Annotated in this window: 10 protein-coding genes; 6 read left to right on the plus strand and 4 right to left on the minus strand. The window is 54.0% G+C overall.

What is annotated here, in order from left to right:
* The first annotated feature begins 35 nt into the window (after positions 1-35).
* Positions 36-341 carry a tetratricopeptide repeat protein gene (locus AC5DDB_RS00750; RefSeq protein WP_491737750.1) on the plus strand — a complete coding sequence of 102 codons (306 nt, stop codon included), beginning with the start codon at positions 36-38 and terminating at the stop codon, positions 339-341.
* Positions 342-349: 8 nt separating this feature from the next.
* Positions 350-601, plus strand: a complete 252-nt coding sequence (locus AC5DDB_RS00755; RefSeq protein ID WP_491737751.1) for a hypothetical protein — start codon at positions 350-352, stop codon at positions 599-601.
* Positions 602-894: 293 nt separating this feature from the next.
* Here AC5DDB_RS00755 and AC5DDB_RS00760 read toward each other — a convergent pair whose 3' ends face one another.
* A complete protein-coding gene (locus AC5DDB_RS00760) occupies positions 895-2,094 on the minus strand; it encodes a right-handed parallel beta-helix repeat-containing protein (protein WP_491737752.1) in 1,200 nt (399 codons plus the stop codon).
* Positions 2,095-2,364: 270 nt separating this feature from the next.
* Between AC5DDB_RS00760 and AC5DDB_RS00765 the strand changes: the two genes are divergently transcribed.
* Positions 2,365-4,590 carry a TolC family protein gene (locus AC5DDB_RS00765; protein ID WP_491737753.1) on the plus strand — a complete coding sequence of 742 codons (2,226 nt, stop codon included), beginning with the start codon at positions 2,365-2,367 and terminating at the stop codon, positions 4,588-4,590.
* Positions 4,591-4,673: 83 nt separating this feature from the next.
* Here the strand turns inward: AC5DDB_RS00765 and AC5DDB_RS00770 are convergent, their stop codons facing one another.
* Complete coding sequence (locus AC5DDB_RS00770) at positions 4,674-7,538, minus strand: GAF domain-containing protein (protein WP_491737754.1); 2,865 nt, start codon at positions 7,536-7,538, stop codon at positions 4,674-4,676.
* Between the two features lie 243 nt (positions 7,539-7,781).
* Between AC5DDB_RS00770 and AC5DDB_RS00775 the strand changes: the two genes are divergently transcribed.
* Complete coding sequence (locus tag AC5DDB_RS00775) at positions 7,782-7,880, plus strand: 50S ribosomal protein bL37 (protein WP_491737755.1); 99 nt, start codon at positions 7,782-7,784, stop codon at positions 7,878-7,880.
* A 44-nt stretch (positions 7,881-7,924) separates the two neighbouring features.
* Here AC5DDB_RS00775 and AC5DDB_RS00780 read toward each other — a convergent pair whose 3' ends face one another.
* Complete coding sequence (locus tag AC5DDB_RS00780; RefSeq protein WP_491737756.1) at positions 7,925-8,782, minus strand: NAD(+)/NADH kinase; 858 nt, start codon at positions 8,780-8,782, stop codon at positions 7,925-7,927.
* A 322-nt stretch (positions 8,783-9,104) separates the two neighbouring features.
* Here AC5DDB_RS00780 and AC5DDB_RS00785 point away from each other — a divergent pair, with 322 nt between their 5' ends.
* The gene (locus tag AC5DDB_RS00785; RefSeq protein WP_491737757.1) at positions 9,105-10,628 is read left to right on the plus strand and encodes a hypothetical protein; all 1,524 of its coding nucleotides are present in this window, start codon (positions 9,105-9,107) and stop codon (positions 10,626-10,628) included.
* Between the two features lie 46 nt (positions 10,629-10,674).
* On the opposite strand, the gene AC5DDB_RS00790 is transcribed toward AC5DDB_RS00785, so the two are convergent.
* Positions 10,675-11,475, minus strand: a complete 801-nt coding sequence (locus tag AC5DDB_RS00790; RefSeq protein WP_491737758.1) for a phytanoyl-CoA dioxygenase family protein — start codon at positions 11,473-11,475, stop codon at positions 10,675-10,677.
* 175 nt (positions 11,476-11,650) lie between these two features.
* On the opposite strand from AC5DDB_RS00790, the gene AC5DDB_RS00795 reads away from it, so the two are divergent.
* A complete protein-coding gene (locus AC5DDB_RS00795) occupies positions 11,651-12,721 on the plus strand; it encodes a dipeptidase (RefSeq protein ID WP_491737759.1) in 1,071 nt (356 codons plus the stop codon).
* Positions 12,722-12,728: the final 7 nt, after the last annotated feature.

The raw sequence follows: 12,728 nt of genomic DNA on the forward strand, positions 1-12,728 counted from the left end.
AAGACTGCCTATCTTCTCATTCAAAGAACACGATCATGCCCAGCCCACAGCAACTCGAAGCGATGTTGGAATCCGCCCCGGACGATGTCTTTCTCCGTTACGCCTTGGCGATGGCGTACCGATCCGATGGAGATCACGAGCGGGCACTCGAGGTTTTCGACGACGTCTTAGCGCGCGACGCCGAGCACGTGCCTTCCTATTTTCAGAAGGCCCAGACGCTTGCGGAATTGAAGAAGGTCGATGAGGCCAAAGCCATCATCACTGAAGGCATTACCGTCGCCGACCGCGTCAACGACGCCCACGCCGCAAGAGAAATGCGCGAGTTCCTGGCATTGCTTTAGGAGCAAATATGATCGACAAAGAAGCGGCGATCCAAATCGCGAACGATCGACTCAAGAAAACACGGGGGACTACTAAACACAAGTTCGACAGCTGCGATTTCTACAATGAACGGACAGGGCGGTATTCTTCACCCGCCCGTTGGGTTGTTGTGTACCTGAAGCCGCCGCCCGCTAATTGTACCATTGACGACGGCGAACAACTCATTGCAGTCGAGGTCGATGCGGAAAGTGGGAACGCGACAATATCACGTGGTTTCTGAGAGTGTAACGTCTTGGGAACCTCGTAGGGTGCAGTATGCACGATTTCGCATCTTTCAACGGCATTGTGTGCCACTGCTGGCTTGTCCAGCAGTGTTTATAGCGACTCCCGGATGGCTGGTCACTCGCACTGCTAGGCAAGCTAGCAGTGGCACACAACGTCTTTCCTTGTAATAGTTTGCGTTCCTTGCAATTTCACAATCGTTCGCGACGCCCTGCGGTCTGCAAATGATCTTTCTGCGGTGCGTTGCAACGCACCCTACGAACCACAATACGGCGTCAAAGCGGACCTCGATTACTCGGAGACGAGATTATTCCCGGCGGCATTGCGTGGAAGTTTGTTGAGTTCGGCTTCCACGTCGGTGAAGACGTTTCCGTCGATTAGCACGTTCTCCGTTGGAGCCGTGACGGCAATTGCTTTCGGACGGACGGATGAGAAACCGTTACCCGTGACCGTGATGTCACGCGTCTTTTCGAGAATCAATCCGCCAGCTGCCAAATCGGTTGTACCTCTGCGGACTTTTCCGTCGCCAATGTAGCTATTCGAGAAGCTATTGCCGGTGACCGTAATCCGCCCGCTATTCGGACCGATTCGCACACCGAATTCCTGATTGATTGTCAGGGTGTTCGCACTGACCGAACAACCGTGGGCATCTTTGAGATCGATGCCGGCACCGTTGTGAGCAATGACGTTGGCACTCACGGTGTCGCCGTAACAATCGCGATCGAGCGTAACACCCGTGCCGTTGCACTCCTCGATCATATTGCCGGAGATCACGGAGCCATAAGTGTTCTCCACAATCACACCGTGTCTCAGGTGGTCGTCAAGATTGTTGCCCGTCATGCACAGGTTAAAGCTGTCGGTGCAGAGCAGGGCATCTTGATTCTCTTCGAAATGGTTTGCGGAAACCACGATATCGTGACATCCGATCAAATTCAGACCGATTTTCTTGTTGTACGTGATCAAACAATCACAGACTCGGGGGTCCTCGTAGCAGAAGTCGAGTCGAATGCCATCCCCGCCATGTTCGCTAACGGTTACACCTTCGAGATAAATCTCATTGACGTATTCCGCCAAAATCCCGTGACCGCTCTTCTCTTGCCCAGTCAGCCGAAGGTCACTGATATGAACCCGCCATAAGCGATCCTTGTTGGCGACTTTTTTTCTGTCAGGATGAGCAACAAGAATCGTAGGCTTCCCATCCTCACTAATATTCACAAGCTGCGTAGCCGCCCCAGAGCCTTGCAACTGCACATCCCCGTGCTTGATCCAGAGTGGCTCGGACAACTCAAATCGCCCCGGTGGCAACCGCACAACTCCACCTTCGGCCGGGATGGCATCGAGAGCCGCTTGGATCGACTCAAAATCGGTGGCGTCAATGACCGGACGTGCACCAGGCAGGCGGATTGGCTTGGCTGAGTCTGGCCAGAACATGGTTCCAGTCAAACCAAAAACCAACAGACAGGCGGCCAAATAGTAGGGAGTTTTCCGCATCGGATCGGGAAACCTTTGTAGAAGAAGGCGATGAATTCAAACCGGCATATGTCGTACCCATCAAACCCGATCGATGCAACAATGTCAAACCGTTGACTCCACGACACTTAAGGACTTTCCGCGCGCCAAAATCTAAATTTCGGGAATTCCGATGTAGAAGGTCGGATTAGTCAACCGATACCGATTGTATCGGCGAATTGCGTCGAGTGTTGACTATTGTATCGAACCGCCATGCGGATGGCCGATCCTTTGCCTCGCTGGAGACAAACTATGATGGATCGTCGGCTGGGCCGACCTTCTCGGGCACTGTTACTACTGACGTGTTTTGCCGTCGGTTGTGCCCAAATGAAGGGAATTCCCGAGCGATACCTTGCCCTCCGCGACAGCGAGTTGGAATATTACCGCGAAGTCGCGACGGAAGTCGATTTTCCGGCTCACGTAGAAACCTTCGAAGACGATCCGCTTGCCGGTTCCGAAGCGCCACTGCGTATTACGAACCCGGAACGTCGCGAGATTCGTGATATCACACTCAGCGAGGCCATTCACACCGCATTGGCGTCGAGTGAAGTGATTCGTGACCAGGGCTCGTTCTTTTCGCCCAACAACACGCTGCTGCGAAATACTGTAAGTATCCCGAGTGTTTACGATCCGGCTCTCAGCGAAACTGGTGTGTTGTTCGGGAACCGTGGTGTGGAAGCTGCTCTTGCAGACTTCGATGCCCAACTCACAAGTAGCCTAACGTGGAGCCGCAACGAACAGGTTCAAAATAACCTGTTCACCTCGGGTGGTCTTCGTCCCGGACAAACGCTCTCGGAGGAAGGCGGTCAGTTCCAAACGCGATTGCAGAAAACCCTGGCGAACGGGGGAATTCTGGCAGTACAGCACGACGTGAACTACTCCGGGAACAATGTGCCCTCGCGGTTGTTCCCGTCGGTGTTCACCGGGCAGTTGTCGACGGAATACCGTCAACCGTTGCTCGCCGGGCATGGATTGGAATACACCCGCATTGCCGGTCCGATCTCGCAGGCGATCCGTGGTGTGGTCGGCGTGAACCAAGGTGTGGTCATCTCCCGAATCAACACCAGCATCTCCGTGGCGGACTTCGAACTGGCCGTCCGAAATCTGCTCAAGGACGTCGAAGACGCTTACTGGAATTTGGCGTTGGCTTATCGCACGTGGGATGCGGAAGTCGTCTCGCGTGACGCAGCGCTGGGAACTTGGCGAACGTTACGAGCAGACTTGGAAGCGGGTCGGCGTTCGATCACCGACGAAGCCCAAGCTCAAGAAACATACTTTGACGCCCGCGCTCGGGCAGAAACCGCACTTGCGGAGTTGTATAGCACTGAAGGACGACTTCGTCGGCTGCTCGGCATGCCTCCGGGCGACGGCACGATCCTTCGGCCGATCGACACTCCGACAACCGCGGAGATCGTACCGAACTGGGAAATCTCATTGGCGGAAGCACTCACGAATCGGGTAGAACTTCGTCGTCAGAAATGGCAGCTCAAGAGTTTCGAACTTAGCTTGCAGGCCGCTCGTAGTGTGTCCCGACCCCGTCTGGACTTCGTCTCGAGCTACCAAGTCAATATGTTCGGCGACCAACTCTTTGGCAGTATGGACGATGACGAGGGGAACACGGCTCAGGGTTTGAACAGTGCCTACGAAACGCTGACACAAGGAGACCAAACCGGTTGGACACTGGGTTTCGAATTCTTTGTGCCGATCGGATTGCGATTGGCGAAGACACAGGTCCGAAACCAGGAACTCCAAGTGGCGAAGGCGCGGGCGGCGTTGGCGGCTCAGGAGTTGGAAGTCAGTCATGAATTGGCTGAGGCGTTTCGACGGCTGGATCGGTCTTACCGAACGGCTCGCACGAATTACAACCGCCGAGAAGCCGCCCGCAAACGGTTGGCCGCCACACGTGCCAGCTACGATGCGGGTCGCCAGGAAACGACTGTCGACTTGCTGTTACGAGCCCAAACCGCAGTGGCTCAGGCGGAGGTCTCCTACTTCCGCAGCCTAATCGAGTACAACCAAGCCGTCGCGGAATTACACTTCCGCAAAGGCACATTGCTGATGCAAAACAATGTGCAACTAGCCGAAGGCGGATGGGATCCTCAAGCCTACACGATGGCATTGCGTCAAGCTTGGAGCCGGACGCACGCATTCGAAGCCGATCCACTGTTGCACTCGACGCCGGAACCGTTCGCGACCGGCGAAACGAAAGAGATGATGCCGTTCACACCGACGGAAGCCATGCAACCGAGCATCGACGACTTACTCTCGCCGTTGCCAGCGGAAGTCGGACCAATCCCAACCGAAGACTTCCAGTTGGAAACCCCAATACCACTCGCACCGGCTCCGGATTCCGATCCCGATTCCGATCGAAGCCAGGAAGAACTGATTGAATGGACCTTACCGGTTCCATCCGCCGGTGGTGAGCAACACGAGGATCTTTTCGTGGAACCAGCGACCATCCGCTTACAGTCCAACTAAGCAAAGTTCTGCGTGTCACGGTTCACCGACCGTGACACGCATTGATTATGGCTCATTGAAACGCAGCTTGGGAGACCGCAACCTTATTTGTGCGTCATGTCCCAAACGCCGTCCCAATTCTCGATGGGGTTTTCCATCAGTGTGCGACAGCGTCTTTGGAATAGACGTGAGGGCGGGTCGTCAATGATATCCAGCACCGATTGAAACGCCCGCCCGGCAGACTCCCAATTTCCTCGTCGATAGGCATCCAAGCCGGACCGGTAATGGGGAAGTGCCCGCAACATACGCGGGTCGATGTCATCCTGCAGATCACCGATGAGTTCATAGATTCGCAACGGTTGCTGTTTGCCGACCACACGGATCATGTCCAACTCGCGGATCAGAAAATCGTCGGAAACTTCCGCCCGCGTGAACTCACTGATGATGATCGTGGTCCCGTAAATCTTCGAGGCCCCCTCTAATCGCGAAGCCACATTGACGCTGTCACCAATGCAGGTGTATTCCAATCGGCGTTCGGATCCGATATTGCCGGTGATGACCGTGCCTGTGCTGATACCGATACCAATACCGACCGGTGGTAGGTCGGACTTGGCGAGCCATTGATTAAATTCCTTGAGTGCTCGCAACATTCGCAATGCCGATCGACATGCGCGGGCGGCATCGTCTTCGCGTACAAACGGCACGCCGAAAACCGCCATCAACGCATCGCCGATGTATTTGTCGAGTACGCCACCTTCTGCAAACACTCCGTCCACCATCAAGGTGAAATAGGCATTCAGAATCTCCACGATCCGACCGGCGTCCAAAGACTCGGTCAGCGAGGTGTATCCCCGAATGTCAGAAAACAGCACCGTGACATCTTGTCGAACACCACCAAGTCGGTCGCCGCCTTCGTCGAGAACTTTCTGAGCTAAAACCGGGGACATATAACGTCCTAACGTGTTCATGGCCCGCTTGCGTTCGGTGATGTCTTCCAGCACAATGACCACGCCGTCGTGATTGCCCTTCGGGTCGCGGAGTGGCACGATATTGTAGTTGAACGAAATCATGCTGCCGCTGGCATCGAGGTCCACATCGGCGGCATAAATTGGCGTCGGATCGTCATAGACTCGTTGAATATGCTCGACCAAGTCGGCATTTTTGTTCGCCGGCCACCATTCGGTGAACGGTGAACTCCGCATATGCTCCAAGGAACCGCCGAGTAATCGCTCGAATGGGCGATTGTGACTAACGAGGTGACCTTTCTCATTCAGAGTCAACACGATCTGACTGATACTTTGCATGATGCCTTCGAGATAATTCCGCATCTCAAGGGCTTCATCGAACAACGCAGAATTCTCCATCGCAATGGCCGCTTGACCACAAAACGCGCGAAAGAGTTCTTCGTCCTCCTCGGTAAAACCTCCGGCACTTTTGTTGACGAGTTGCGTCACACCAACAACCTCGCCGCTCTTACTAAGCAACGGCATACACAGCACACTTCGCGTACGGTAACCCGTTTCGCGGTCGACGGCAGGATTGAATCGTTCGTCAGCGTGGGCATCGGGGATATTGGCGGTCAAACCGGTGGTCGCAACATGCCCTGCAATTCCGACTCCAAGAGGAAACCGCACGTCGGTTTCAGCTCCCTCGATGAAGACCGAATACAACTCGTTGGCTTCACGATCGACCAGGAAAACACTCGCTCTCTCTGCTCCCAATAACTCTCGCGCACGGGTCATGATCATGGCGATCAATCGCCGCGTGTCCAAGTGAGACGACATCGTGGCTGCCACCTCAAGCAACGCTTCGACGCGTAACCGGACTTCCTGACGTTGCCGACGCTCTTCGTCGGCCTTTTCCTGCATCTGCCACTTTTCCACACCGACCGCGGCAAAAATCGCGAGTGCTGTGAGGATTTCGAGGTGTTGTTCCAAAAATAAATGGCTCACCGTATCGACATAGATGAACCCCAGAACTCGACCTTCCAAATACAAGGGGGCACATATCGCGGAACGGATATTCGCCTGATCGATACTGTGAACGCCGGCAAATTCTTCGACGGCATTGCTGACCAACAGCGACTGTTTCGCCCGAACCGCCTTATTGACAATCGTGCGACTAACGATGATCCGTTCCGACCGATCAGGATTCTTGCTGTAAGTCGCTCGGATCGACGCGGTGCCCTCATCCGTGTCGACCAGCCAAATTGAACCGCGTTCGGCGGGAAGTTCCTCGAACCCCAAGTGCAGAACCTTATCGAGCATTTCGTCGAGCGTTTTGCTCTTCAGAAGTGCTTGCCCCATCCTTGTGAACAGCCCAATGATGACCGCGGAATCCACGACGCTGGAATACGCCTGCGACGATTTGGAGTCCTGCGAACCCGTGCCGAGCATTTTGAGAACGCTCGACTTCCCGGCCTCAAAATGAGACGAGTCGGAACTGGTCGGCGAAATCCGCTTTTCGTAATCGGCCATGTTGATCATGGCATTGACACTGGGAGCCGACGACGGATCAGACTCGGCTTGCAATTCGACTTGGTCAGGAGCATTCTGACTCGGCGACTCGTCGTCGATTTGCCGGACCGGGTCATCGTCGGACCAGAAATCTTTGGGAACCGGTTCTTCGTCCGCCGGGTCCGGCATCTCGCCAGATGCCGAATGAAACACCAACGTCAGCGGCACTAAACCTGGTGGTCCAAGTGTAAGCTGATCACCGTTTTGGAGCCGAACACGGTTGACCTGTCGCTTGTTGACGAAGGTATGGTTCGTACTATTGAGATCTTGAACAAACCATTCAGAATCTGTCTGAAAGATCTCAAAATGAATCCGTGAGACCCCCTTCAGAGGCAACACGACCTCACAGTCGCGACCACGACCGAACACGGTGGGGTTCTCGCCCAGATCGACGCGAACCTGCCGCCCTCCGCGTGTGTATGTAACATAGGCAGTCTCATTCTGAAATGACACTCTGAACAGACTCCCATGACGCCAAATGCGTCTACGGACTCGCCGTAGTAAGTCGATCTAGGAAACACGCGATCCCAACCTGCCGTAATAAACAGTGAAATCGGCCTATTTCGTCAATCGGTTATGGGGTGCGATCCAAAATACACACCCTTTGCCTCTTTCGATTTTGTCGTCAAAGTACTATGATTTCAAAAGAATCTAACCAACTTTTTGACGACTTATCAAACAGTAGCAGCGAATCTCATGGCGAAAACACAACGCAAATTGAAAAAAGCCAATCATGGCCGACGTCCTGCAAGCTCGAAAGCACGCAAGCAAAAACGACGTAAGTTCAAACTGTAGAATCAGTTACAACTTGCAATAGTGCTTGAGTTCGCCGGCATTCCTCATCGGCGATAATGCGGCTGCCCGCTCCAACCGAGTTTTCGATGGAGCGTCCGGTAGTAGCTATGATTCGGCAATCGCGCTAGTTGAAATGTGACTGGTGCGCGTCGAATTTCGACGATATCACCGTTCTCAATTGGTCGGTGAATTTGTCCGTCGATGACAACCAGCACGCCTTCTGGTGCTTCCGGCACAGCGAGCCGATACACACAATCGGCACTGTCGACCAATGGTCGATTCGACAATGTGTGCGGACAGATCGGCGTAATCACAAACGCCTGCAGGTTTTGTCGCAATAGCGGACCACCTGCCGATAAGCTATGCGCTGTCGAACCGACCGGCGTACTCACGATCAGCCCATCGCATGAGTAGGTTGTCACTTTCTCCCCATCGATGTTGAGTTCGACCCGGATCATCCGGAACGAAGCCCCCGCGGTAATCGCAACTTCATTCAAGCCGAGCCATCGCTCGGAACTTCCATCAGGGCGAACAAGTCGGCATTCATACATCAGATGTTCAACAATGCGGTACTCGCGATTTTCGATGTGCTGATAACTCTCCTGAAACTCTTCGTTTGAGAGATCCGCAAGAAACCCCAGTCTTCCGTGATTGATGCCCAAGATCGGAAGTTGTTGCTCACCCAATTGGCGACAAGCTCGCAAGATGGCCCCGTCTCCGCCGAGCACGACCACGAGATCGGCATGCAACCCGTCCAACTGCAAGTCTTCGGTGACCTCGGCGGCCACAAGCTCCGTTGCCGGTTGGATTTGCAGAAACTCGGACAAATCCCGCCAGGCCTGCTGCACTCGCGGACTTTGGTCACGCGCTAGCACAATTAATTTCAGATCATTTGAGCCCATACCAATTCCATTACAATCCTGCGAAAATGCCGTGACTGTTCACAGTCTGACACGTTTTCCCACGAAACGAAACCATGCCTGTCGGGTGTGGATCATTTTTTCAGATCCCGCACTTCCCCTCCGTGAAAGTCGCGACGAGAGCGCTGACTCATTTGACTCTAAATAATTCTTGATGAATGAATTCTTGCCTGGTAGCATCGGGTAGCCTTTGTTCAACTCTATGGCGCATGTCGGTCTCTTTTGAGCATTAGGCGAGTTCCGCGGGCCCTCATAATTTTCTGCGTTGGGGTTATCTCTCCCTCATCTATTGCGGACCGATGCGATGAAATTTCTGACGTCTGGCATCTTACTGTGCCTTATTTTGCCCACGTTGGCGTTCGGTGGACGGCCGAGAAACTGGGAAGACCCTTCCGGCGAACTCCTCGCCCGTGGCGAGTACTTTGGCTGTCGAAACGGTCAGGTCGTCATTTCGTTGAATTCCTCCAGGAAGCTGTTTCCGCTCTCGGCGTTCAGTTTGGAAGATCGAGATTACCTGGTTGATCTCATGCTCAAGCGGAAGCATGAGGGCCTACTTGCTCAATTGATGGCCTTCGAGAATAACCGAGCACGCCAGCAAGTTGCAGCGGCTTCGGGCATTCCAGGATTTCCCGGTGGAAACGGACCAGGAATGCCTGCTTTTCCTGGTGCCGAAGGGTTTCCCGCAGCGACCAATCCGCTGCCTGACATTGGCATTCGCCCCAATCGAAATATCCCAAAACGCGAGGTTTACGGCCTTACTGTACCTTCGCCTGAACTTTTGCAGGAAGAGGCCGCACGTGTCTGGACTGACCTCCGTGGCAATAAAGTTTCTGCAGTGTATCTCGAACTGATCGCACCGGCCCACGCGAAACTGCGGACCGAAGATGGACAGACCGATAACTTCGCCTTGGTAAACTTCGTACGCGAAGACATCAAGTACATTGAGGACGCCATCGCCAAGGACCAAACCCGCGACGTCTTTCCGGAAATCGAGCAAGAACCACTTACGACCGATCAAGAATCCGATGGGTTTCGGACTTGGACCGATCGCAATGGACGGACGCTGCTGGCAAAGTTCGAGCGTGTCTCCGGGAAAGAAGTTGTGCTTGAAGTGGATGGTGAAGATCAATCGTTCCAGTTAGTCGGTCTCTCGGACGCCGATCGAGACTGGGTCGATTCGGAACTGCAACGACGAAAAGCCCAGCAAGCTGCACAGTCACAAGAATTCGCCGGAACGACTCCACCGACTGGCAACTTCGGCCCGGGTCGAGCGTTCGGCCCCGGAAGTCATGCGGAGATGCCATCGCAGCCGCAGAACGATGTCCCGCCTGGCTATGACGATTTGCGGACCGGCGGCGGCCTGTTTAGTTATCAAAATGTGTGTCGTGATTGCGGCTACAAATTCGTGACGTCTTCGCATGCCTGGGACTGCCCAAAGTGCAAAGAAAACCGCAATCAGCAGGCCAGCACTCAACCATCGTGGCCGCAGCACGATATGGGATCGGCCAGCCATGCACCCATGGAAACACCGGACTATACAACTCCATCATCACCTGAAATGAATCTGCCGGACTTTTCATCGGCTTTCAATTCCAGTGGCATCAAACCCGGCTTGGCGGATCATCGAACCGACAAAACCTCGATGGTGTATTATGAGTACGACTGTGAATATTGCAGCTATCAATGGGCGGCAAGTGAGGAGGTTGCTTACAGCTGTCCCAAGTGCCATAAAAAATTCGGTGGCGGGTTTTCCGGCGTCGGGATTGTCATCAAATTGGTCGTGGCTGCTGTCGTGTTCCTCGTCGTCAAATTTGCTCGCAGTGCTTGACCAAGCTACAGCCAACTGTGGGTTCGATTCCAAAACCCTGCCGGTCTTACGCAAGCTTTGGAATCGACTCCCAATGCTGTTTTCCGATTTCAGCGACCTTTTCGTCATCCCAGATTTCGAGTTCCGCGTATCGTGGATGTCGCGAATCTTTGTAAGGGTTGTTCGACTTGGTGTTGTAACAACAGATGAACGCCCAGCGGGGGTGTTCGCTGTGATTCTGGTCCGATCGGTGTAGTAAATTCGCGTGAAAGAAAACTGCATCGCCGGGTTCGAGGTTCACATAGACCCGTTCGAATCGTTCACAAGCGACAGCAACGCGTTCCGGGTCAGCACCGGTTTGCTGTCCGACTGGGCCATGATCAATTCGTCCAATTCGGTGCGAACCGCGTAGTACCTGCAAACAACCGTTCTCCTCGGTCGCCCGATCGACTGCAATCAAGCAACTTGCCATCGTTGGCATGAGACACCCGAAGTTGTACCAGTACCCGTAATCCTGATGCCACGCCCAGGCTCCGCCGGTCCGAGGTTCCTTGCAGATCATCTTATGATGATAATGGTAGACCGCATCACCCGGTGACTGGCTGAGTAAACCATTCATTCGCTCCACGATCCGGCGACTCCGTACAATCGCCCCATAGATCGAATCCGTCGGCAATTCATTTCGAACAACCAATTCGACGGCTCCACCTTCACCATCAGCCCGACTTGAGCGATCGTTCGCGAGGTCGCGATCTGCCCGGGCGATGTCGCGCAGTAACTTGGTTTCGGACGTGTTAAGCAGCCCGGAGACGGTAAAGAAGCCGTCACGCTCGAACGCTTGAATTTCCCCAGGAGTGCTCTGTGACATTATGTTCCCTCGACATACGGAATCTGTCGTCGATCACGATACCAAAATTTACACCTCAGCACAGTCGAGCAGCCGATGACCGCTCGCTTGTTGATTCGAGCGTAGCCCAGTAAAGTGTCGCTTTGCCATTCCATCAGTGCTTGTGGATCGGTTAGACCAAAACGGAACGTCATTCATGTTGATCTTCGATGCTCATCTCGATATGGCCTGGAACGCTCTCGATTGGAATCGGGACCTGATGAAACCGGTGTCGGAAATCCGCACTTTCGAGAAACATTTCGCGGATCAAATTCCTGGGGACTGCTCTGTTTCCTGGGTCGAGTTGCGACGTGGTCGCGTTGGCATCACGATCTCGACCTTGCTGCCGCGATTGCACCGATCGTACCCGGAATTGACGTTCTTCCAATCTCGCGAAGCCGACTACGGAGCAGCTTACGGACAGTTGTCGTATTACCGTGCGATGGTCCAACGTGGTGAACTCCGCGAAATTTCCGATTGGCCCACTTTGGAACAGCATGTCCAAGAGTGGAAAGCAGACGACAGCCCCGACGGGCAAAACGGTTTACCCATCGGCTACATTCTGAGCATGGAAGGCAGCCAGCCGATTCTCCACCCTGAGCAAATTCACGAGTGGTACGCGGCGGGATTGCGAATTCTTGGACCGGCCCACTATGGCGAAAATCCCTATTGCTTTGGAACCGGAAGCGAAGGCGGATTGAAAGCGGACGGTCCCGAATTGCTTCGGCAAATGGATCAAGTGGGTATGTTGCTCGATGCGACCCATTTGGCGGATCAATCCTTTTGGGAAGCACTCGAGATTTTCGAAGGACCGGTTCTGGCCAGCCATCACAATTGCCGGGCGTTAGTTCCCGGCGACCGACAATTGGCTGACGAACAGATCAAAGCGTTGATTGAACGCGGGGCCGTTATCGGCGCGGCGTTTGACAATTGGATGATTCAACCTGGCTGGAAAAAGCATGTGAGCGACCCTAAAACCGTCAGTCTGGAAGACATCGCCAACCATACCGATCACATCTGTCAAATCGCCGGCAATGCGAAACATTGTGGCATTGGGACGGACCTCGACGGCGGCTTTGGCAAAGAGCAATCACCCGGCGATATGGAAACGATTGCCGAGTTGGGCAAATTCGCCGACGTACTCGCTCGACGTGGTTATTCTCAGGAGGATATCGATGGAATCCTCTGTCAGAATTTCGTCGATTTCTTCCACCGGGCTTGGACGTGAACGAGTC

The sequence above is a fragment of the Thalassoroseus sp. genome (genome assembly GCF_984380535.1).

Bases quoted from the DNA above. Each gene is read 5' to 3' on its own strand.
- AC5DDB_RS00755 (WP_491737751.1), top strand. From the start codon at position 350: ATGATCGACAAAGAAGCGGCGATCCAAATCGCGAACGATCGACTCAAG.
- AC5DDB_RS00765 (WP_491737753.1), top strand. From the start codon at position 2,365: ATGATGGATCGTCGGCTGGGCCGACCTTCTCGGGCACTGTTACTACTG.
- AC5DDB_RS00790 (WP_491737758.1), bottom strand. From the start codon at position 11,475: ATGTCACAGAGCACTCCTGGGGAAATTCAAGCGTTCGAGCGTGACGGC.
- AC5DDB_RS00795 (WP_491737759.1), top strand. From the start codon at position 11,651: ATGTTGATCTTCGATGCTCATCTCGATATGGCCTGGAACGCTCTCGAT.
- AC5DDB_RS00760 (WP_491737752.1), bottom strand. From the start codon at position 2,094: ATGCGGAAAACTCCCTACTATTTGGCCGCCTGTCTGTTGGTTTTTGGT.
- AC5DDB_RS00750 (WP_491737750.1), top strand. From the start codon at position 36: ATGCCCAGCCCACAGCAACTCGAAGCGATGTTGGAATCCGCCCCGGAC.
- AC5DDB_RS00785 (WP_491737757.1), top strand. From the start codon at position 9,105: ATGAAATTTCTGACGTCTGGCATCTTACTGTGCCTTATTTTGCCCACG.
- AC5DDB_RS00780 (WP_491737756.1), bottom strand. From the start codon at position 8,782: ATGGGCTCAAATGATCTGAAATTAATTGTGCTAGCGCGTGACCAAAGT.
- AC5DDB_RS00775 (WP_491737755.1), top strand. From the start codon at position 7,782: ATGGCGAAAACACAACGCAAATTGAAAAAAGCCAATCATGGCCGACGT.